Source organism: Nocardioides sp. SYSU D00065 (genome assembly GCF_017916425.1).
Classification (GTDB): Bacteria; Actinomycetota; Actinomycetes; order Propionibacteriales; family Nocardioidaceae; genus Nocardioides.
This window is the reverse complement of sequence record NZ_JAFMSX010000002.1, coordinates 126,365-146,296: the sequence shown is the minus strand read 5'-3', so window position 1 is coordinate 146,296 and position 19,932 is coordinate 126,365. Positions and strand designations below refer to the sequence as shown.

The following is a 19,932-nucleotide window of genomic DNA, read 5'->3' as shown; positions in this document are numbered from 1 at the left end:
ACGACGGTGGGCGTGACGCACGCCACGCGCCCGGCAACCTCCGGGCGTGCGCGCTCAGCTGCACACCTAGCGGCGCAGCACCCGCCGGGCGACCGTGTTCCCGAGCAGCTGCACCACCTGCACCAGCGCGACGATGATGAGGACCGCGGTCCACGTGACCACCGCGTCGAACTGGCGGAACCCGTACTGCAGGGCGAAGTTGCCGAGCCCGCCGCCGCCGACGACGCCAGCGACGGCGGTCATGTCGACGATGGCCACGAACACGAAGGTGTAGCCCAGCACGAGGGGTCCGAGCGCCTCCGGCAGCACGACGGTGCGGATGATCCGGGCCCGGCTGGCGCCGACCGAGCGCGCCGCCTCGATGACACCGGGATCGACCGTGACGAGGTTCTGCTCGACGATGCGGCTGATGCCGAAGGTGGCGGCGAGGGTCAGGGCGAAGATGATCGCCGGATTGCCGATCCCGGTCCCCACCACGACGCGAGCCAGCGGCTGCACGGCGGCGATGAAGATGACGAAGGGGATCGGCCGGAAGAAGTTCACCACGACGTTGAGCACGAGGTACGTGGTCCGGCTGGCGTAGAGACCGCCGCGCCGGGTGACGTACAGCGCCAGGCCGAGCAGCAGCCCGAAGAGGCCGCCGAGGCCGAGGGTGAAGGCGACGATGTAGAGGGTCTCGTACGTCGCCTGCCACACGAGGGGCCACAGCTCGGTGAGGTTGGAGTCGTTCATCGCGGCAGCTCCGTGGTCGGGACGAGGGCGCCGACGGCCGCCACGGCGGAGTCCACCGCGCGGGGCTCGCCGTCGAGGGCCAAGGTGAGGTTGCCGAACGTCTCGCCCTGCACCTCCTCGATGCCTCCGTAGACGAGCTCGAAGCGCACGCCGTGGCCCAGGAGCTCGGCGAAGACGTCGCTCTGGCGCACCTCGTCGCCGCGGAAGGCCAGCTTGACGAAGCGACCGGTGTGGCGTGCGTGCAGCGCGGCCAGGGCCTCGGCGTCGGGCTCGTCGTCGACGATGGTGGCGACGAAGCGCCGGGTCACCGGCTGCTGCGGGTCGGACAGGACCTGCAGGACCGGACCCTCCTCCACGATCCGGCCGGCCTCCATCACCACCACGCGGTGGGCCAGGCTGCGCACGACGTCCATCTCGTGGGTGATGACGAGAATCGTGATCCCGAGCTCGCGGTTGACCCGGCGCAGCAGCGCCAGCACCTCCTGGGTGGTCTCCGGGTCCAGCGCGCTCGTCGCCTCGTCGGCCAGCAGCAGGCTCGGGTTGGTCGCGAGCGCGCGGGCGATGCCGACGCGCTGCTTCTGCCCGCCGGACAGCTCCTCGATGTGGCTGTGGGCCTTGTCGGCGAGCCCCACGAAGTGGAGCAGGTCGGAGATCCGCCTGTCCCGCTCCGGCTTGGCGACCCCGGCCACCTCGAGCGGGTAGGCGATGTTGCCCCACACGGTGCGTGAGCCGAACAGGTTGAACTGCTGGAAGATCATGCCGATCCCCAGCCGCACCTGTCGCAGCTCGCGCTCCTTGAGGCGGGTGATCTCGCGTCCGTCGATCCGCACGCTGCCGGACGTGGTCGTCTCGAGGGCGTTGATCAGGCGCACGAGGGTCGACTTGCCGGCTCCGGAGTAGCCGACGATGCCGACGATCTCGCCGGCCTCGACGGTGAGGTCGACGCCGCGGATCGCCTCCACGCCCGTCTGGCCGCGAGGACCGGGGAAGGTCTTGTGGACGTCGGTCATCTCGACGAGCGCCATCGTCGGCTCCTGTCGTTGCTCGTACGCGTGGCTGCTGCGGTGGACTACTGGCGCGCCTCGGTGTCGGCCACGACCTTGTCGAGCGCCTCCTGCAGGTCCTCCTGCGGGATCTTCACGAGCTCGGCCGTGCCGCCCGAGACGTCCTGCACCCCGTCGAGGACGGCCTGGGTCTCCTGGTAGACCTCGACGAGCTCGAGCAGCGTCGGGTCGTCCCGGTCCTCGGCGCGGACCGCGAACACGTTGACGTACGGCAGCGCGTTGGGGTCGTCGGCGTCATCGGTCGCGAGGGCGTCCTCGAACTCCAGGCCGGCCTTCTCCACGAAGTCGTTGTTGACGATCGCCGCAGCGACGTCCGGCAGCGAGGTGGGCGTCAGGTCGGCCTTGATCGCCTTGACCTCGACGCGCGAGGCGCTCTCGTCGATGTCGGCCAGGGTCGAGTAGATGCTGCCGCCGTCCTCGAGCGTGATCAGGCCGGCCGACTGCAGGATCAGCAGCGCGCGAGCCTGGTTGCTGTCGTCGTCCGGCACGACGACGGTGTCGCCGTCCTGGATGTCCTCGACGGAGTCGACCTTCGAGGAGTAGAGGCCCAGGGGGTAGATCGCGGTCGACCCCAGCGGGACCAGGTCGTCGTCGTTGGCGACGTTGTACTCGGCGAGGTAGACCAAGTGCTGGAACTGGTTGACGTCCAGCTCGCCCTCGCTGAGGGCCGGGTTGGGCTGGGTGTAGTCGGCGAAGTCCTTGACCTCGAGGTCGATGCCGCGCTCGGCGGCCGCGTCGACGAGCACCTGCCAGTAGGGGTCGCTCGCCCCGACCGTGCCGAGGACGACCTTCTCGCGCTCGGCGCCACCGGCGGCGGCGTCGTCGCCGCTGCGCGACCACACGATGCCGGCGACGACGGCGGCGATCACCAGGACGGCGATCGCGACGAGGAGGGGTGTACGCCGCGAGGAGGGCGGCGCGATCTGCGGCTGCTCGGACATGGTGGGGCCTTTCGCGTGCGGGGCGCGGCGCCGAACGGCGCCGATGGACGGTCGTCGCATCCCGCCTGAACGTGACAATCTCAGTAGGCAGAGTCGACTAAGGTCTGGACGACCGTAGTCGGTGCAACCGCCGGGGCCCCGACGCCTATGCCGGATCCGCCTGTGAACCCGGTCACGACGTGGCGGGCCGTCCAGCGCCGAGGGGGACTCCGGACGCGGTCAGGCACGCAGGTGGAGCTTGGCGTGGTCGGGGTCGTCGACCACGAACGGCCGCGGGGCGCGCGGCAGCCAGGTGTGGGTGACGTGGTCGACCACGTGCACGCCGTCGGGGGCGACGATCTCGACGACGCCCTCGGGCACCTCGCCTGCGTGCAGCGCGTTCCAGACCAGCCACTCGCGCCGCTTGCGGCGGTTGCGGATCGAGGTCGCGAACGACGTGGGGTCGGTCCAGTGCGCGAACTCGTCTCCGTCGAGCCACTTCAGCTCCACGCACAGCCCCTGCGGCAGCGCGAACTGCTCGATCCGGTCGGGCGTCGTGCGGATCTCCCACTCCGGCGCCTTGGTGTAGACGTAGTCCGGGCTCATCGGGAAGCCCCACTCCTCGATGTTGCGCAGCCCCAGGTCCAAGAACGCGCGCCGCTCGGACTCGATGTAGAGCCCGTGGCGGGGGAAGCGGATGACCGCCTCCGCCGTGCCGACCTGCCACGACAGGTCGCGCATCGACACCTCGCCCTCGGTGGTGAGGACCATGTCGCCGTCCCACTTCCACGAGTAGCGGGTGCGGACGTGGGAGAAGCACCAGTTGTAGAAGTAGGCGAGGGAGTGCACCGAGCGCTCGTTGACCGCCAGGTGCTCGGCTCCGGCCCGCGCGACTTGGAAGGGGTAGACCTCGAGGGTGAACCGGTCGGCCAGGCCGTGCTCGGCGGCCACCCGGAGCGCCTCCTCGCCCGTCCCGTCGTCGGAGCCGTTGTCGACCAGCAGCACGTGGTCGCACGCGCGCAGCAGCGGAGGCAGCACGAAGCGCAGCCCCGGCGCCTCGTTCTTCACCCGCAGCACCGCGGTGGCGCCCCGGCGCAGTCCGCCCGGCCGGTTCCACGGCCAGACGATGTCGAAGTCCTCGTGGCCCTCGAGGTTGGTGAGGCCGTGGCCCGCGCCGATGGGGACGCTCACTGCGGGTCCCGCTCGCGGCCCAGCGCCTTGCGGACCCCGCGCCGCACCGACGGCGGGATCGCGGCGCGTACGTCGTGGGGCACCCGGTCGGCCAGCGAGCGCGGCGCCGCCGCCGGGCGCGCCTCGGCCAGCGCCTGGCGGCGGCCCTGGAGGCGGGCATGGACCGCCGAGGAGCGGCTGATCGCCTCGGCCTCCTCGTAGAGGTCGACGTACTCCTCGCGCAGCTGGTCGAAGGTGGCGTGGGCCGCAGGGGTGTCACCGCCCTCGTCGGCGAGCTTGTTGAGCTCCTCCCACGTCTGCCCGGTGAGGTCGTGCAGCCGCCGCGGCAGCTCGAGGTCGGCGAGGCTGGCGCTCACCCGGCGCAGGCCGGGGTCGATGAAGCGGTGCACCTCGCGGATCTGGTCGCTGCGGGTGTGGATGATCGTCTGGAGGCCAAGCGCGTGCCCGAGCGCCGTCGTGGTGCGCACCCAGTCGGTGAGCAGGTCCTCGTAGCGGACGAACACGCGCCCGCCGTCACCCTCGGCCGGACGGGTCGCGCGCTCGGTGTGCAGCAGCATGTTGACCCAGCTGGCGGCGAGGTGGGACGAGCCGAGCTTGTTGGCGTAGTACTTCTGCTTGGAGCCGACGACCTCGGCCGGAGGGCGGAGCATCGTCGCGAAGACCGGCGTCGCACCCGTGCGGATCGCGGCGACCCGCCACAGGCCGAGGAACCAGCTGAGCCGCGGGTCCTTGACGACCAGCTCGGGGTGTTCGGCGAAGTGCGGCTCGAGCCACTCGCTCACCCGGATGCGGGCGGGCTCGCGGCTGCAGATGCGGCCGGTGTCGAACCACGCGTTCGGGCGGCTGTCGCTGACCTGGACCAGCGCCTCGGCGAGCCACTCGTCGTGGACGTCGACGGCCCACTGCGGCTCGCTGAACCCTCGGGGGTTGGAGTCGTCGGGCGGCACCTCCGGCAGCGGGACGTGCATGCCGAGCCGGGAGACGATGCCCGCCAGGGTGCTGGTGCCGCTGCGCCCGGCGCCGGCGACGAAGAGGACCTTGCGCGGCACTCCGTCGGGGTTCATCTCGTCGATCGCTCTGGGCTGCTCGGTCACGGCGGGCAGCCTACCGGCGGCGGTCGCGGCGACCGGTGTCCTAGGGTCGTCGCCCATGAAGCGGCTCTTCTCCAGGGCTCCCCTCCTCGGCGTGGTGATCCCGGCGTGGGGGGTCGAGGACTACCTCGGCGACTGCGTCCGCTCCCTGCTCGCCCAGACGCACCGGCGCTGGGAGGCGGTCATCGTCGACGACGGGTCGACCGACCGCACCGGCGAGCTCGCCGACGAGTGGGCCCGCCGCGACAACCGGATTCGCGTGGTCCACTCGGTCAACGGCGGGCTCGGAGCCGCTCGCAACCTCGGCGTGCAGCACGTCCGCGGCGACTACCTGGCGTTCCTCGACTCCGACGACGTCCTGCCCACCACGGCGTACGCCGACCTGGTCGGGTCGCTGGAGGCCTCCGGCTCCGACTTCGCGACCGGCTCGGTCGTGCGCTGGGAGGGCGAGCGGCTGGTCGAGCCGCCGTGGATGCGGCGGCTGCACCGGCCGCTGCGCCGCGCTCGCATCGAGGACCGGCCCGAGGTCCTGGGCGACGTCTTCGCGTGGAACAAGGTGTGGCGACGCTCGTTCTGGGACCGCGCCGGGCTGTCCTGGCCGGAGGGCGTGCGCTACGAGGACCAGCCGACGACGACGCGGGCGTTCCTCGACGGGTCCTTCGACGTGCTCGACGAGGTGGTCTACCACTGGCGGATCCGGGACGGGTCGATCACCCAGAGCCGCGCCTCATCGGTGCGAGACCTCGCCGACCGGTGGGAGACCAAGCGGATGGCGCTCGCCTCGGTGCGGGCGCACGGCTCCGCCGAGGTGGAGGAGATCTTCCTCGACCGGGTGCTGGCCGGGGACCTGTGGGGCTACTTCCTGCTCGTCCCGGGAGCCTCGGACGAGTGGTGGCGTCTCTTGCGCGCCGGCGTGCTCGAGCTGTGGGGCCGCCGCACCCTCGTGCACAGCGGGCTGCCGCCGGTCCACCGGCTCGCGGGCTGGCTGGTGGCCGAGGACCGGCGCGCCGACGTCGTCGCGCTCATGGAGTGGGCGGCCACCCTCGACGGCCCGGCGCCGCAGGTGCAGGACGTCGCGACCGGTGCGTGGCGGCTGTCCGTGCCGCACACGGTGCTCGACGAGTCGACCGTGCCGCCCGAGGCGCTGGCGCTGCGGGCGTACGAGGTCTGAGGTCTCGGGCGTCCGTCGCTCGTCGTCGCCCGGTCGCCAGTCGTCGCCCAGTCGCCAGTCATCGCCCGGTCGCCAGTCATCCCTCGTGCACCACTGGTCCCTCGGCCACCACGGTACGTCGGCCAATGGGCACTTCCCGGGGCGAGCTCACCGCGGGAAGTGCCCATCCGGCTACATACCGTGATGAAGCATCAGCGGGCCTCAGCCAGGGTCAGAGCAGGCCCTCGGACTCCAGGAACTCCGTGGCCACGTCCTCCGGCTTGGCGCGGTCGACGGAGACCTGGCCGTTGAGCTCGGTGAGCTTCTCCGTGGTCAGCGCGGCCATGAGGTCGTTGAGGATGCCCTCGACGTCCTGGTTGTCGGCCAGCCACTCGGTGGACACCGCGGGAACGAGGTTCTGCGCCGGCTGGATCTGCTTGTCGTCCTCGAGCAGCACCATGCCCTGCGACTCCAGCGTGCCGTCGGTGGTGGAGGTCAGGCCGAGCTGCGACTCGCCGTCGGCGACCGACTTGAAGACGTCGGCCGAGGCGAAGCCCAGGGGCAGGAACTCGGTGACGTCGATGCCGTAGTCCTCGGTCAGGCCCTTGCCGCAGTCGGTGCGGTCGGCGCAGTCCGGGGCGCCCGCCACGACGACGGACATGCCCTCGAGGTCGGAGAGCTTCGTGACGCCCTCGGCCTCGGAGAACTCCTCGGTCACGAAGAAGCCGTTGGTGTCGACAGCCGCCGACGGGTCGAGCAGGGTGATGCCGCGCTCCTCCAGGAGCGAGGACGCCGCCTCGATGGACTCCTCGGCGTCGGGCGTGGTCAGCGGCTCGGCCTCGGGGCCGTTGGCGGTGACGTTGAGGAAGTCGACGATGCCGCCGACGTACTCCGGCACCAGCTGCACGGACTCGGGGAACTGCCCGTCCTCCATGTAGACGTCGCGGGTGCCGACCAGCTGCACCGAGGCGTCGTACCCCTCGGCGTCGAGCAGCTGCTCGTACATTGAGGCCACGATCTGCACCTCGCCGAAGTCCTGGCCCGAGATCTTCACCGTGCCCTTGTCACCGCTCCCGCCCGAGGCGGAGTCGCCGTCACTGGCGAGGTCGTCGCCGGCGCACGCCGCTCCGAGGAGGATCGTGCTGATCGCCAGCGCACTGGCAGCGAGTCGTCGTACCTGCATGTCGTGTCACCTTCTGTGTCCCGTGGCGAGGCCACGCGTGTCCGGTCGCTGCTCACGTGGTCGTGGGCAGAGTCGTGGGGGGTACGTCCGTTCGTCGCCGAGCCGTCCGGGGGATGGGGTCGACCGCACGCTGCGCGAGCGCCGCCAGCACCTCCAGCGCCAGGGCCACGACGGCGACAACGACGGCGCCGGCGATTCCCTTCCCGTAGTCGCTGTTAACGAAGCCATCGGTGATGATCCGCCCGAGTCCCGGGCCCGCGACGAGCGCCGCGATGGTGGCGGTGGCCCAGACCTGCACGAGCGCCAGCCGTACGCCGCCGGCGACGAGGTGCGTGGCCAGCGGCAGCTCGACGCGGCGGAACTGCTGCCATCCGGTCATGCCCATCCCCCGGGCCGCCTCCTTGACGTCGTCGGCGACCTCGCGGACGGCGACGTAGGTGGTGGTGATGATGGGTGGCAGGGCGAACAGGGTCAGCGCGATGAGGGTGGCGATGCCGGCTCGGCCGAACGGCCCGAAGGTCGCGATGCCGGGCCAGTCGGCGGCCACCAGCAGGGCCAAAAGCGCGAAGGTCGGCACGGCCCGCCCCACGTTGGAGATGTTGACCGCGAGGAAGCCGCCGCGGCCGAGGTGCCCCAGCCACAGGGCGGCCGGGAGGCCGAGGAGCACCGCGAGGCTCAGCGCCGTGCCGGTGAGCAGCAGCTGCTGGACGAGGTAGTCGAGGATGCCGCCCCTGCCGGTCCAGCTATCCGCGGTGGCGAGGTGGTTCCACACGTCGGCGAAGACGTTCACGACGCCGCCCGGGTGCGGGTCCACGGGGTCACCAGCCGCTGGACGCCGACGATCAGCACGTCCAGCAGCACCGCGATGGCGACACACAGCAGGCAGGCCGCCAGCAGCTCGGCCCGGAAGTCGGTGAAGACGCCGTCGGCGATGAGGTTGCCCAGACCGCCGTGGGCGACGAGGGCACCGACCGTCGTGAGCGCGACCGTCGACACGGTGGCGACCCGCAGGCCGGCCATCATCACCGGCAGCGCCAGCGGCAGCTCGATGCGCAGCAGCTGGCTCGCGGGGCCGTAGCCCAGGCCGCGGGCCGACTCGCGTACGTCGTCGGGGACCGAGGCGAGCCCGTCGAGGATGCTGCGCACGAGGATCGTCAGCGCGTAGAGCGCCAGGCCGATGACCACGGTGATCGGGGTGATCCCGGTGAAGGGCACCAGCAGCGGGAACAGGGCCAGCGACGGCACGGTGTAGAGCGCGGTCGACACGCCCGTGATCGCCGTCTCGAGGCGGCCGAACCGGCGCGCGAGAAGCGCCAGCGGGAAGGCGAGGACGATGCCCAGCAGCACCGCGCTCACCGTGAGGACGACGTGCTGCGTAGTCGCGTCGACCAGCTCCTGACGGTAGTCGGCGAGGTAGGCGGTGCACCACCACTCGTTGACCGCGCGGTTGTAGCAGCTCGGCTCGGCCGCCTCCACCAGTAGGGTCACGGACATGGACGCTACCGCCTCCCCGCAGCCGTCGGCAGCACCTGCGACCGCGCAGCCGGAGGCGATGATCCGGCTCGAGGAAGTGGGCAAGACGTACCCGGACGGCACGGTCGCCGTCCACGAGCTGGACCTCGAGGTCGGGCGAGGAGAGATGGTCTGCCTCGTCGGGCCGTCGGGCTGCGGCAAGTCGACCACCCTCAAGATGATCAACCGGCTGATCGAGCCGACCACCGGTCGGATCTGGCTGGACGGCACCGACGTCACGGGCGTGGACCCGGTCGAGCTGCGCCGCGGGATCGGCTACGTCATCCAGCAGATCGGGCTCTTCCCCCACCAGCGCATCGAGCAGAACGTGATGACCGTGCCGCTGCTCTACGGCGAGTCGCGCGCGACCGCCCGGGAGCGCGCGCACGAGCTGCTCGCCACCGTCGGCCTCGATCCCGAGACGTACGCCCGGCGCTACCCTCACGAGCTCTCGGGCGGCCAGCGTCAGCGCGTCGGGGTCGCCCGGGCGCTCGCCGCCAACCCGCCGGTGCTGCTCATGGACGAGCCCTTCGGCGCCGTCGACCCGGTCGTGCGGCACCGGCTGCAGGCCGAGTTCCGCCGCCTGCAGGCCGAGCTCGGCAAGACCGTGGTCCTCGTGACGCACGACATCGACGAGGCCATCCGGATGGGCGACCGCGTCGCCGTCATGGCCGTGGGCGGTCACCTCGTGCAGTACGCCACCCCCGCCGAGCTGCTGGCGCACCCGGCCGACGAGCGGGTCGCGGCCTTCGTCGGCGCCGGCGGCCTGCGGGCGCTGACCGTGACCCGGCTGCGCGAGGAGCACCTCGAGCCGCTCGACGGCGTCGCCGCCGGCGACCTCGGCGCGGCGATCGACATCGACTCCTCGCTGGAGGACGCGCTGGCCCTCATGCTGCGCCACGACAAGGCCGTGGTCGGCGTCCGGCGCGGACCGACGTTCCTCGGCGTGCTGACGCCCGCCGGGGTGCACCGCGCGCTGCGCGAGTCGCTGCGCTGAGCCCCGGTCAGGTGACGGGTACGTCGCGGTGCCAGGACTCCGTCACGTACTTCGTGCTCCACCCCATCGCGGTGTAGAGACCTTCCGCCCCGGTGGGTGAGTCGGCGTCGACCTCGAGCCCGACGCGGTCACGCCCGCGGGAGGCGGCGTCGGCGATGATCGTGCGCAGCAGCCCGGTCGCCACCCCGCGGCCGCGGGCCGACTCCAGGACGCCCAGGTAGGAGACGTAGGACCCGTCCGGACCGGTGGCGGACTCGCTCACCGTGCCGACGAGCGCCCCCGCGGCCTCGACCCGGCCGTCCTCGCCGGTGACCTCGGCCAGCCACCAGTGGTCCCAGCGGTGCCCCGGGTCCTCGCGCAGCCGGTGGATGAACTCGTCGAAGGTCTCCTCCGCGGAGTTGAAGTGGTCGGTGAACGCGCCCTCGAGCACGTCGTGGACCGCGCGCAGGTCCGCCTCGTCGGGCAGGCCGTCCGATCCCGGACCCTCCTGCCGCCGGACCAACCGGAACACCACTCCCTTGCGCTCCCAGCGCGCCGGGTCGGGGACCAGGTCGGCCTCCTCGGCCTGCACCGGACGGCTCATCTGCCACCAGCGGCGCACCCGCTCGAAGCCGGCCGCGGCCAGCCAGGCGTGCTGTCGCTCGTCGTCGGCGAACGCGCCGGTGTCGACTTGCTGCACCGTGAGTCCGCGTGCCGCGCCGACCGCCTTGGCCTGGGCCTCGGACCAGGCGAACAGGACGTCGCTGCACCGGTCGGCGACCTGCTGGTCGATCTCGCGGTCGACCACGTGGACGAGCAGCATCCGCCCCTCGGCACGGTCGTGCACGCTGCCCCAGGCCCGGATCCGCCCGTCGGGGTCACGCACCACGAGGTTCTCGCGCATCGCCAGGCCGTGCTCGGACACCTCGACCAGGACGTCGTCCTCGCTGGCGCCGGCCCACCCGCGACCGGCGCGCTCGTGGTCGCGCAGCAGCTCGGTGAGGCGTTCGACGGTGGCCGCGTCGGTCCCGTCGGGAGTGTCGGCGACCCAGCCCGCCGGCAGTCCCGGCTCCTCAGGCAGCGCCTCGGCGGGGTCGCTCTCGAACCGGTTGTCCTCGGGGATCACGAGAGGTCATTCTTCCGCACCGCGCTGCGTCTGCCGTGGGGGCGGTGCGTGAGCCACAATCCTGACCGCTGGCATGTGGCTCGGCCACCGCTGGGGCGGCGTACGGCCCGGCCGCGGCTGTGGGCGGTGCGTGAGCCACATCCCCAACCGCGCACATGTGGCTCAGCCACCGCTGGGGCGGCGTACGGCGGCGGCCGCGGCCGTGGGCGGTGCGTGAGCCACATCCCCAACCGCGCACATGTGGCTCAGCCACCGCTGGGCGGCGTACGGCCCGGTCGTCTCCGCGGGCGGTGCGTGAGCCACATCCCCGGCCGCTCGCACGTGGCTCAGCCACCGCTCGGGCGGCGTACGGCCCGGGGGCCTCCACGGGCGGTGCGTGAGCCACATCCTCAACCGCTCACATGTGGCTCAGCCACCGCTCGAGCGAGCGGCGGGCGACCGGCGTACGTCCGAAGGTCAGGCGCTGCGGTGGGCGCCGCGGGCCGCGGAGGCGCGCAGCGCGTCGAGCTCGGCGCGGACGACGTCGATCTCCGCCTCGAGCTCGGCGACGCGGACGATGGCCTCCGCGGCGCGGCTCTCGGCCTCGTCGCGGCCGCGCTCGGCCGCGTCACGGCCGCGCTCGGCGGCGTCGGCGCGGCGGGCCTCCTGGCCGCGCTTGAGCGACTGGTCGGCGGCCGCCCGCTGCGCGGTGGACAACGCCCGCTCCAGCACGTCGATGGCCTCCTCGCGGTCGGCGATCTTGCGCTTCATGTCGGCGGCGAAGGCGGCCGACTCGGCGGTACGACGCTCGGTAAGGGCGCGGTACTCCTGCGCCTGCACGGCACGGTCCCGGGCGGCCTCGCGGCGAGCCTGGACCAGCTCGGAGTGGGTGATGCGGGTCGCGGCAGCACCGGCCAGCACGGCGACGACAGCGGCGACCGCGGTCAGCGCGGACGACGACGAGACGAGGGCGCCCGCCACGAGCGCGGCGCCGACGACGAGGAGCGCGACGGCGACGACCAGGCGCGTGCTGCGCTGGCGGCGACGCGCCGGCGTGCGGGACGCCTGTGACTGCTGTGACTGCTGGGAGGGCATGGGGGTCAGACTAGGCCTGCGGCCGACCGCCGTCGGTGCGACACGCACGCTCCAGCGCGAGCGAGGCCAGCATCACGGCAGTGGCGCCGAGCGCCGCGACCACCGAGCGCAGGATCCAGCGGTCCGCGAACTGTGACTCGTCGCCGAGCCAGCTGATCGCGTAGCCGGCGTAGCCCGCTGCGACCAGGGCGCCGCCGATCGCGCACGCGCGCGCCAGCACCAGGCGGTTCACCGCCTGGTGGACCTCGAGCCGTTCACCGCGCACCTGCACCGTCTGCCACGTGTGCCAGGCGAGGAAGGCCATGATGACCGCGACCAGCACCAGCGCGAGGGCCTGCGCCCACGACACCAGCGGCGGCCGGCCGCCCAGGCGGCTGAGCAGCGGGTGCACCCCCCACCCGAGCACGAGACCCACCACCGCGCACACCGTCAGGGCGCGCGCAGAGGTCGGGCGGAGCGTGCCGCGCGGCTCCGGCGGCTCGTCCTCCGGGCCGGTGAGGCTCACTCGACCTCGAGCGAGAGGTCGTCGCGCCGCTTCACTCCCGTCGAGTCCGCAGCCAGGAGCAGGTCGGCGATGGGGCCACGGTCCGGGAACACCGCGTCCGGCTCCAGGTCGTGCCACGGCTGCAGCACGAAGGCACGCTCGTGGGCCCGCGGGTGCGGGAGCCGCAGGAAGTCCTCGTTGGAGCGGCGGTCGCCCACGACGATGAGGTCGATGTCGAGCGTGCGGGGCGCGTTGCGGTCGCCGCCGCGCTCGCGCTCGTAGGCGTCCTCGATGGCCAGCGCGCGCTCCATCAGGCGGGCTGCGGGCAGCGTGGTGTCGGCCAGGAGCACCGCGTTGAGGTAGGGGCCGGCGCCGTCGGGCGAGTCCACCGGCTCGGTCTCGTAGACGGGCGAGACGCCGGTGACGTAGAAGTCGGGGGTGTCGGCCAGCGCGTCGACAGCGCCCTGCAGCGAGGAGAGCCGCTCACCGAGGTTCGAGCCCAAGGCGACGACGACCCGGCGGATCGGGTGCATCTCCCCGGTGAGGGAGTCGGCGTCCACGATGTTGGGGTTCGGGGTCTCAGTCATGTGCGTTGCCTCGCGTTCTGGTGATCGTCAGCGCGACGTCCGAGTACGTCGCGTCGATGGGCGCATCAGGTTTGTGCAGCGTGACTCGCGCCCATTGAACACGACCGTCCAACAGGCACACATCGGCGATGCGTTGCGCGACGGTTTCTATCAGGTCGACGGGATCACGCTCCACGGCGGCCTTCACGTCGGCCACCAGCGTGCCGTAGTTCACGGTCTCGGCGAGGTCGTCGGAGGCGGCCGCGGGCCGGGTGTCGAGGCCGAGGACCAGGTCGACGACGAAGGTCTGCCCCTGCCTCCGCTCGAAGTCGAAGACGCCGTGGTGGGCGAAGCACTCCACCCCGGTCACCGACAGCTCGTCGCTCGTCGCGCCGACCGTCATCTCGTTGCCCGTCGTCTCGTTGCCCGTCATCTCGTCCCCTCCATCGCAGCAACCACGGCGAGGGCGTCGCGCGTGGCTCGTACGTCGTGCACGCGCACGTAGTCGACCCCGCTCCGGGCCAGCAGCGCGACGAGGGCCGCGTGGGCGTGCTCGCGCTCCTCGACCGGGCGGGGGCCCGCGGCGTCGGCGAGCAGCCGGCCGAGGAAGGACTTGCGACTCGCCCCGACCAGCAACGGGCAGCCCAGCTCGCGCAGCACGTCGAGCGAGGCGAGCAGCTCCCAGTTGTGCCGACCCTCCTTGGCGAAGCCGAGCCCCGGATCGAGCACGACCCGCTCGCGCGGCACCCCGGCGGCCTCGATCGCCGCGAGGCGCTCACCCAGCTCACGACGTACGGTCTGCACCACGCCGTCCGGCGAGTAGTCGGCGAAGTCGCGCATCCGGTCGGCGTGGGCGCGCCAGTGCATCGCGACGTACGTGGCGTCGCTGTCCGCGACCACGTGGAGGATGCGCGGGTCGGCGAGGCCCCCGGAGACGTCGTTGACGACCGCGGCACCGGCAGCCAGCGCGGCCTCGGCGACCTCGGCGCGCATCGTGTCGACCGACACGATGGCACCGTCGCCGGCGAGCTCGCCGATGACCGGCACGACGCGGTCCAGCTCCTCGGCGACCAGCGGTCGCGTGGCGCCGGGACGGGTGGACTCCCCACCGATGTCCAGCAGGTCGGCGCCGTGCTCGAGCAGCAGCCGGCCGTGGGCGACGGCGGTCTCCGTGGTGTCCCAGCGGCCGCCGTCGGAGAAGGAGTCGGGCGTGACGTTGACGATCCCCATCACCCGGGGGACGTCGACGAGGCGGGGGGCGACGCCCACGCTCACCTGCGGCCCGAGTGGATCAGCGTCATCGCCTCGGCACGCGTGGCCTGCTGGGTGAGGAACGCACCGCGGACCGCCGAGGTGATCGTGCGGGCACCGGCCTTCTTGACGCCGCGCATGGTCATGCAGAGGTGCTCGGCCTCGATGACCACGATCACTCCGCGCGCCTCGAGGATCTCCATCAGCGAGTCGGCCACCTGGGTGGTCAGCCGCTCCTGCACCTGCGGACGCTTCGCGTAGACGTCGACGAGGCGGGCGAGCTTGGACAGTCCGGTGATCTTGCCGGACTCGGCCGGGATGTAGCCGACGTGGGCGACGCCGGTGAAGGGCACCAGGTGGTGCTCGCACATCGACCACAGCTCGATGTCCTTGACCAGCACCATCTCCTCGTGGCCGAGGTCGAAGGTGGTGGTCAGGACGTCGCGAGCGGTCTGGCGCAGCCCCTGGGTCAGCTCGGCGTACGCCCGGGCCACCCGCGCCGGCGTCTCCCGCAGCCCCTCGCGCGCGGGGTCCTCCCCCATGGCGGCCAGCAGCTCTCGCACCGCGGCCTCGGCGCGGGCGTGGTCGAAGTCGGGTACGTCCTCGGGCGCCCGCTCCGGAACCGAGATCGGGTCGGTCACGGTGCGTCCGGGGTGGGCGGGGTCGGCGTCGGGGAGGCGACGCCAGGCCCCCCGTGCACGTCACCGCTCGCGCCGGGCGGCGTCAGGATGGCGCCGGACTCCGGCTCGTCGGCGCTCGCGCCGGCGTGGACCCGGTCGCGGATCTCCTGCGGGATGTCGACGGGCGGGATCGCCGAGGGCAACCGCTGCGGAGAACCGGTCCAGGCGGGACGCGCGGACCGGCGGTTGAGCGGCTCGAAGATCTGCGCGATCTCCCCCTTGTCGAGGGTCTCCTTGTCGAGCAGCGCCAGCACGAGGGCGTCCAGGACGTCGCGGTTGGTCTCGAGGATCTCGAAGGCCTCCTGGTGCGCCTGGCCCAGCAACTTCTTGATCTCCTCGTCGACCGCGGCGGCGGTCTCCTCGGAGTAGTTGCGGGTGTGGCCCATGTCGCGGCCCAGGAACGGCTCGGAGTTGCTGTCACCGAGCCTGACCGCGCCGAGGCGCTCGGTCATGCCGTACTGGGTCACCATCGCCCGGGCCAGGTTGGTGGCCTTCTCGATGTCGTTGCCGGCGCCGGAGGTGACGTCGTGGAAGATCAGCGCCTCCGCGGCCATGCCGCCGAGCATGTAGGCCAGCGAGTCGAGCATCTCGCTGCGCGTCTGGGAGTACTTGTCGCGGTCGGGCAGGACCATCGTGTAGCCCAGCGCCCGGCCGCGCGGCAGGATCGTCACCTTGTGCACCGGGTCGGTGCCGGGCAGCGCGGCGGCCACCAGTGCGTGTCCGCCCTCGTGGTAGGCGGTGACGAGCTTCTCGCGCTCGCTCATCAGGCGCGTACGGCGCTGGGGGCCCGCGATGACGCGGTCGATCGCCTCGTCGAGAGCCTCGTTGTCGATGAGCTTGGCGTTGCTGCGTGCGGTGAGCAGAGCGGCCTCGTTGAGCACGTTGGCCAGGTCGGCACCGGTGAAGCCGGGCGTGCGGCGCGCGATGCTCAGCAGGTCGATGTCCTGCGCGATCGGCTTGCCGCGCGAGTGCACCTTGAGGATCTGGTGGCGACCGTTGAGGTCGGGGGCGTCGACCTGGATCTGCCGGTCGAAGCGGCCCGGGCGCAGCAGCGCGGGGTCGAGCACGTCGGGACGGTTGGTGGCGGCGATGAGGATGACGCCGCCGCGCACGTCGAAGCCGTCCATCTCGACGAGCAGCTGGTTGAGAGTCTGCTCGCGCTCGTCGTGACCGCCGCCCATGCCGGCGCCGCGGTGGCGGCCGACGGCGTCGATCTCGTCGATGAACACGATGGCGGGGGCGTTCTCCTTGGCCTGCTCGAACAGGTCGCGCACGCGGGAGGCACCGACGCCGACGAACATCTCCACGAAGTCGGAGCCGGAGATGGAGTAGAAGGGCGTACCGGCCTCGCCGGCGACCGCCCGGGCGAGCAGGGTCTTGCCGGTGCCGGGCGGCCCGTAGAGCAGGACGCCCTTCGGGATCTTGGCCCCGACGGCCTGGAACTTGGCCGGGTCGGTGAGGAACTCCTTGATCTCGCCGAGCTCCTCGATCGCCTCCTCGCAGCCGGCGACGTCGCTGAAGGTGGTCTTCGGCATGTCCTTGGTGATGAGCTTGGCCTTGGACTTGGCGAACTGCATGACGCCGCGTCCGCCACCGCCCTGGGCCTGGTTCATCAAGAAGATGAACAGCAAGATGATCAGCGCGAAGGGCAGGAGGGTGGCCAGCAGCGAGCCGAGGAAGCTCGGCTGCGGGTTCTCCTGGTTGTAGCTGTCGATCGTGCCGGCCTCGAACTCCCGGTCCACGGCGGCGAGGAGCGTCTCCTGCTGGCCCTGGATGTAGTAGGCCACGACCTTGTCGCCCTCGTCGCGGACGCCGTCGTCGAGCGTCGCCTGGATCTCCTGGTCGCCGTCGATGAAGGTGATCTCCTCGACCTGGCCCTCGTCGATGTAGCGCGACAGGGTCGAGGTCTTCACCTCGTCGTAGCCGTCACTGGGCGCGAGGTACTGGATCGCGAGAAGCACCGCGAAGGCGGACAGGACGATCCAGAGCCAGGGACCCTTGAATATGCGCTTCACAGGCAACTTTCACCGGTTGGGAGTTGAGACCGCGACGCTACACGCCGCTCGGGCACTCATTCTTTCAGGCGGGGTGAAGCGGGGCCGACCCGCGCCGTCCCCGCGCCGGACCTGATCGGTCCCGATCAGGAGTAGACGTGCGGCGCGAGGGTGCCGATGTCGCGCAGGTTGCGGTAGCGCTCGCGGTAGTCGAGGCCGTAGCCGACGACGAACTCGTTGGGGATGTCCCAGCCGACGTACTTGGGCTCCACCGGCATGGACAGCGCCTCCGGCTTGCGCAGCAGCGTGGCGATCTCGACGCTCGCGGGGTTGCGGCTGGACAGGTTGTTGACCAGCCAGCTGAGGGTGAGGCCGGTGTCGATGATCTCGTCGACGATGAGCACGTCGCGGCCGCTGATGTCGGTGTCGAGGTCCTTGAGGATGCGCACCACCCCACTCGACTTGGTGCCCGAGCCGTAGGAGGTCACCGCCATCCAGTCCATCTCGAGGTGGCCCGGCATGGCGCGCGCCAGGTCGGCCATCACCATGACCGCGCCGCGCAGCACGCCCACGACCAGCAGGTCGCGACCCGCGTAGTCCTCGGTGATCTGGACCGCCATCTCGGCCAGTCGCTGCTGGATCTGCGCCTCGGTGAAGAGGACGTTGACGAGGTCGTGCTCGACGTGGGACGAGTCCATGGCTGCAGCCTAGGGCGTACCAGGGGCGCCGTCGGCGCCGGTCGTCGCGAGCCGCGGCTGGCTCGATCGGCGGGTCGGTCCGTCCACGCGGCCGAGCGGGATGCGGGCGACGAACGTGCTGCCCGCTCCGGGTTCGCTCGTCACCGTGAGCTCGCCGCCCATGGACGTCACGAGCTGCCGGGAGATGGCCAGTCCCAGCCCGCTGCCGCCGTAGCGGCGCGTGGTGGACCCGTCGACCTGGCGGAACGAGTCGAAGACGGCGTCGAGGTCCTCCTCCCGGATGCCGATGCCGGTGTCCGACACGACGAGCTCCACCTCGCTGTTCGCGCCCGTGCCGGCACCGCCCGCGCTCGGTCCGGGGCGGACCTCGAGCCGGACGGAGCCCTCGGGGGTGAACTTCACGGCGTTGTCGAGCAGGTTGCTCAGCACCTGCAGGAGCCGGTCGCGGTCGCCCACCACCTCGTCGGGTACGCCGGGAGCGACCCGGTGCTCGAACCGGATGCCGGCGCGCGCAGCGCGCGGCGCGTAGGCCTGAGCCAGGTCCTCCACGACGGACGCCAGGTGGAACCGGGACTGTGCGAGCTCGACCTGCCCGGCCTCGATCCGCGAGAAGTCCAAGATGTCGTCGACCAGTCCGCTGAGCAGGTCGCCCGAGCGGCGCATCCGGGCGACCAGCTCGCGCTGGACGTCGTCCAGCTGGGTGTCCTGGAGGAGCTCGGCGGTGCCCAGCACCATCGTCAACGGAGTGCGGATCTCGTGGCTCATGGTGGCCAGGAACATCGACTTGGCACGCGAGGCCGCCAGCGCCGCGTCCCGCGCCACCTCGAGCTCACGGTGCGCCTGCTCCTCGGACCGCATCAGCCTGGCGGTGCGCACGAGAGCGAGCAGCGTCAGCGTCGCGGTGCCCACGACGAGCAGCACGGGCTGGGCCGGCTCGTCGCGCACGTGGGCCAGGACCACGAGGGCCGGCGGCACGACCAGCGGGACGATGGCGACCAGCACCTGTCCCACCCAGCCGTTGGGACCGGCGGCGACGGGTTCGCCCGACGGGGCCGGGCTGCTGCGCCACGCCGTCCGGGCCAGCAGGACGGGGGCGACCATCCACGCCGCCTCCATCAGCACTCCCGCGGTGCCGCCCTCGCCGAAGCGCAGGTAGCCGATGTCGGCGGCGAGCCAGAGACAGACGCCGACGGCGAACTCGGCGTCGATCGCGGCGCGCGCTCCCCTGCTCATCAGCACCCGGACGACCAGGGCGAGCAGGACCGCGTCCGCCACGGGGTAGGCCGCCCACACGAGCCGGACGTGGGGGTCCAGGCCCTCGTCGGTCACGATCGCCTCGATGGAGATGCTCCAGAAGAGCAGGATGCTCACCGTCACGACGGTGACGGCGTCGATCACCACCGAGCAGCGGTCACGTGCGGTGTCGCCGCCGCTCAGCACGGTCCACACGGCGACGCAGAGGACCGCATAGCTGGCGAACCACAGCGGGTCGGCGACCGACACGTCGGTCGCGGCACCGCGCCAGTCGAGCACCTCCCAGACGGCGTCGCCGAGAGCGGTCAGGGTCAGCCCGGCGGCGATCAGCCTGCGGACGAGCCGGTGCCCGGCGCGGGCACGCTGAGCGCCCACCCATGCGGCCAGGCTGGCCGCGACCAGGACGCCGACGTAGAGGAACCGGTCGACCACGTCGTCGACGCCGTAGGAGTAGGCGCCCACCGCCGCTGCGACGAGCGCGCCCACGCACAGCTCCACACGTGCCCGCTTCCCCACGGTCGGGACCCTATGTCCCATGGCAGGTCCGGGTCCGGCACTTCCGCGCATCGTTCACGGCCGACCCGGCGCGGCGCTTCAGCGCGAGGGTGCGAGGAGCTCCTCCATGACCGCTGCGAGGTGCTTGAGCGAGAACGGCTTGGTGATGTAGCGCGTGGCGCCGGCGGCGAAGGCCTGGTCACGAGTCGCGGAGTCTGCGTGCGCGGTGAGGATGACGATCGGGGCCTCGCGCAGGTCCGACAGCTCCCGCAACCGCGTGCACAGCTCTCCGCCGTCCATCGTCGGCATGCTCCAGTCCAGCACCGCCGCGTCGCAGCGCGTGGTCGTGGCGAACGCCAGGGCCGAGAGCGGGTCCGCGAAGCTGCGCACCTCGAAACCGTGCCTGCTCAGCGCGACCACGATCAGGTCACGGATGTCGTCGTCGTCGTCGACGACCAGCACTGTGCCCATGCCCACTCCTGTCCCGCTCG

21 protein-coding genes are annotated in these 19,932 nt (G+C 72.0%); 2 read left to right on the top strand and 19 right to left on the bottom strand.

Annotation, left to right across the window (positions count from 1 at the left end; translation table 11 throughout):
* Window positions 1-66: 66 nt before the first annotated feature.
* The 5 genes from J3P41_RS08760 to J3P41_RS08740 all read right to left on the bottom strand — a co-directional run bounded on the left by J3P41_RS08760 (window position 67) and on the right by J3P41_RS08740 (window position 5,001).
* Window positions 67-732 (bottom strand): methionine ABC transporter permease, encoded by a 666-nt coding sequence (locus J3P41_RS08760; RefSeq protein ID WP_210649942.1) that lies wholly within the window; start codon window positions 730-732, stop codon window positions 67-69.
* Window positions 729-1,757: a methionine ABC transporter ATP-binding protein gene (locus tag J3P41_RS08755; protein ID WP_210649941.1), complete on the bottom strand. Its 1,029-nt coding sequence runs from the start codon at window positions 1,755-1,757 to the stop codon at window positions 729-731. The genes J3P41_RS08760 and J3P41_RS08755 overlap by 4 nt, the downstream gene beginning before the upstream one ends.
* 44 nt (window positions 1,758-1,801) lie before the next feature.
* Window positions 1,802-2,737, bottom strand: a complete 936-nt coding sequence (locus J3P41_RS08750) for a MetQ/NlpA family ABC transporter substrate-binding protein (protein ID WP_210649940.1) — start codon at window positions 2,735-2,737, stop codon at window positions 1,802-1,804.
* A gap of 219 nt (window positions 2,738-2,956) precedes the next feature.
* Window positions 2,957-3,907, bottom strand: coding sequence for a hypothetical protein (locus J3P41_RS08745; RefSeq protein WP_210649939.1), 951 nt, complete (start codon window positions 3,905-3,907; stop codon window positions 2,957-2,959).
* Window positions 3,904-5,001 carry a sulfotransferase family protein gene (locus tag J3P41_RS08740; RefSeq protein ID WP_307861902.1) on the bottom strand — a complete coding sequence of 366 codons (1,098 nt, stop codon included), beginning with the start codon at window positions 4,999-5,001 and terminating at the stop codon, window positions 3,904-3,906. The genes J3P41_RS08745 and J3P41_RS08740 overlap by 4 nt, the downstream gene beginning before the upstream one ends.
* A 55-nt stretch (window positions 5,002-5,056) precedes the next feature.
* On the opposite strand from J3P41_RS08740, the gene J3P41_RS08735 reads away from it, so the two are divergent.
* A complete protein-coding gene (locus J3P41_RS08735; protein ID WP_246861917.1) occupies window positions 5,057-6,169 on the top strand; it encodes a glycosyltransferase family 2 protein in 1,113 nt (370 codons plus the stop codon).
* Window positions 6,170-6,380: 211 nt separating this feature from the next.
* Here the strand turns inward: J3P41_RS08735 and J3P41_RS08730 are convergent, their stop codons facing one another.
* The 3 genes from J3P41_RS08730 to J3P41_RS08720 are packed head-to-tail and all read right to left on the bottom strand — an operon-like array spanning window position 6,381 to window position 8,819.
* On the bottom strand, window positions 6,381-7,331 hold the full coding sequence (locus tag J3P41_RS08730) for an ABC transporter substrate-binding protein (protein WP_210649936.1): 951 nt from the start codon (window positions 7,329-7,331) through the stop codon (window positions 6,381-6,383).
* Between the two features lie 52 nt (window positions 7,332-7,383).
* The gene (locus J3P41_RS08725; RefSeq protein WP_307861901.1) at window positions 7,384-8,145 is read right to left on the bottom strand and encodes an ABC transporter permease subunit; all 762 of its coding nucleotides are present in this window, start codon (window positions 8,143-8,145) and stop codon (window positions 7,384-7,386) included.
* Window positions 8,118-8,819: an ABC transporter permease gene (locus tag J3P41_RS08720; protein WP_210649935.1), complete on the bottom strand. Its 702-nt coding sequence runs from the start codon at window positions 8,817-8,819 to the stop codon at window positions 8,118-8,120. Before J3P41_RS08720 ends, J3P41_RS08725 begins: the two co-directional genes overlap by 28 nt.
* 4 nt (window positions 8,820-8,823) lie before the next feature.
* On the opposite strand from J3P41_RS08720, the gene J3P41_RS08715 reads away from it, so the two are divergent.
* Complete coding sequence (locus J3P41_RS08715) at window positions 8,824-9,840, top strand: ABC transporter ATP-binding protein (RefSeq protein ID WP_374192873.1); 1,017 nt, start codon at window positions 8,824-8,826, stop codon at window positions 9,838-9,840.
* A gap of 7 nt (window positions 9,841-9,847) precedes the next feature.
* Here the strand turns inward: J3P41_RS08715 and J3P41_RS08710 are convergent, their stop codons facing one another.
* The 11 genes from J3P41_RS08710 to J3P41_RS08660 form a co-directional block, all read right to left on the bottom strand.
* Window positions 9,848-10,945, bottom strand: a complete 1,098-nt coding sequence (locus J3P41_RS08710; protein ID WP_210649934.1) for a GNAT family N-acetyltransferase — start codon at window positions 10,943-10,945, stop codon at window positions 9,848-9,850.
* Window positions 10,946-11,401: 456 nt separating this feature from the next.
* Window positions 11,402-12,019, bottom strand: coding sequence for a hypothetical protein (locus J3P41_RS08705; RefSeq protein ID WP_210649933.1), 618 nt, complete (start codon window positions 12,017-12,019; stop codon window positions 11,402-11,404).
* Window positions 12,020-12,029: 10 nt separating this feature from the next.
* A complete protein-coding gene (locus J3P41_RS08700; protein ID WP_210649932.1) occupies window positions 12,030-12,524 on the bottom strand; it encodes a DUF3180 domain-containing protein in 495 nt (164 codons plus the stop codon).
* A complete protein-coding gene (gene folK / locus J3P41_RS08695; RefSeq protein ID WP_210649931.1) occupies window positions 12,521-13,090 on the bottom strand; it encodes a 2-amino-4-hydroxy-6-hydroxymethyldihydropteridine diphosphokinase in 570 nt (189 codons plus the stop codon). The genes J3P41_RS08700 and folK overlap by 4 nt, the downstream gene beginning before the upstream one ends.
* Window positions 13,083-13,472 (bottom strand): dihydroneopterin aldolase, encoded by a 390-nt coding sequence (gene folB / locus J3P41_RS08690; RefSeq protein ID WP_210649930.1) that lies wholly within the window; start codon window positions 13,470-13,472, stop codon window positions 13,083-13,085. The genes folK and folB overlap by 8 nt, the downstream gene beginning before the upstream one ends.
* Window positions 13,473-13,498: 26 nt before the next feature.
* Window positions 13,499-14,299, bottom strand: a complete 801-nt coding sequence (gene folP / locus J3P41_RS08685) for a dihydropteroate synthase (protein WP_210650806.1) — start codon at window positions 14,297-14,299, stop codon at window positions 13,499-13,501.
* A gap of 41 nt (window positions 14,300-14,340) precedes the next feature.
* On the bottom strand, window positions 14,341-14,961 hold the full coding sequence (gene folE, locus J3P41_RS08680) for a GTP cyclohydrolase I FolE (protein WP_210649929.1): 621 nt from the start codon (window positions 14,959-14,961) through the stop codon (window positions 14,341-14,343).
* Window positions 14,958-17,015, bottom strand: a complete 2,058-nt coding sequence (gene ftsH, locus J3P41_RS08675) for an ATP-dependent zinc metalloprotease FtsH (protein ID WP_374192872.1) — start codon at window positions 17,013-17,015, stop codon at window positions 14,958-14,960. Before ftsH ends, folE begins: the two co-directional genes overlap by 4 nt.
* A gap of 125 nt (window positions 17,016-17,140) precedes the next feature.
* On the bottom strand, window positions 17,141-17,692 hold the full coding sequence (hpt, locus tag J3P41_RS08670; RefSeq protein ID WP_210649927.1) for a hypoxanthine phosphoribosyltransferase: 552 nt from the start codon (window positions 17,690-17,692) through the stop codon (window positions 17,141-17,143).
* A 9-nt stretch (window positions 17,693-17,701) separates the two neighbouring features.
* Entirely contained in the window at window positions 17,702-19,462 is a 1,761-nt protein-coding gene (locus J3P41_RS19265; protein ID WP_210649926.1) for a HAMP domain-containing sensor histidine kinase, read from the bottom strand.
* Between the two features lie 78 nt (window positions 19,463-19,540).
* Window positions 19,541-19,912 (bottom strand): PleD family two-component system response regulator, encoded by a 372-nt coding sequence (locus J3P41_RS08660; protein ID WP_210649925.1) that lies wholly within the window; start codon window positions 19,910-19,912, stop codon window positions 19,541-19,543.
* Between the last annotated feature and the right edge of the window lie 20 nt (window positions 19,913-19,932).

Bases quoted from the DNA above. Each gene is read 5' to 3' on its own strand.
- J3P41_RS08755 (WP_210649941.1), bottom strand. From the start codon at position 1,757: ATGGCGCTCGTCGAGATGACCGACGTCCACAAGACCTTCCCCGGTCCT.
- J3P41_RS08735 (WP_246861917.1), top strand. From the start codon at position 5,057: ATGAAGCGGCTCTTCTCCAGGGCTCCCCTCCTCGGCGTGGTGATCCCG.
- J3P41_RS08705 (WP_210649933.1), bottom strand. From the start codon at position 12,019: ATGCCCTCCCAGCAGTCACAGCAGTCACAGGCGTCCCGCACGCCGGCG.
- hpt (WP_210649927.1), bottom strand. From the start codon at position 17,692: ATGGACTCGTCCCACGTCGAGCACGACCTCGTCAACGTCCTCTTCACC.
- J3P41_RS08715 (WP_374192873.1), top strand. From the start codon at position 8,824: ATGGACGCTACCGCCTCCCCGCAGCCGTCGGCAGCACCTGCGACCGCG.
- J3P41_RS08760 (WP_210649942.1), bottom strand. From the start codon at position 732: ATGAACGACTCCAACCTCACCGAGCTGTGGCCCCTCGTGTGGCAGGCG.
- folB (WP_210649930.1), bottom strand. From the start codon at position 13,472: ATGACGGTCGGCGCGACGAGCGACGAGCTGTCGGTGACCGGGGTGGAG.
- folK (WP_210649931.1), bottom strand. From the start codon at position 13,090: ATGACTGAGACCCCGAACCCCAACATCGTGGACGCCGACTCCCTCACC.
- J3P41_RS08750 (WP_210649940.1), bottom strand. From the start codon at position 2,737: ATGTCCGAGCAGCCGCAGATCGCGCCGCCCTCCTCGCGGCGTACACCC.
- folP (WP_210650806.1), bottom strand. From the start codon at position 14,299: ATGGGGATCGTCAACGTCACGCCCGACTCCTTCTCCGACGGCGGCCGC.
- J3P41_RS08730 (WP_210649936.1), bottom strand. From the start codon at position 7,331: ATGCAGGTACGACGACTCGCTGCCAGTGCGCTGGCGATCAGCACGATC.
- J3P41_RS08660 (WP_210649925.1), bottom strand. From the start codon at position 19,912: ATGGGCACAGTGCTGGTCGTCGACGACGACGACGACATCCGTGACCTG.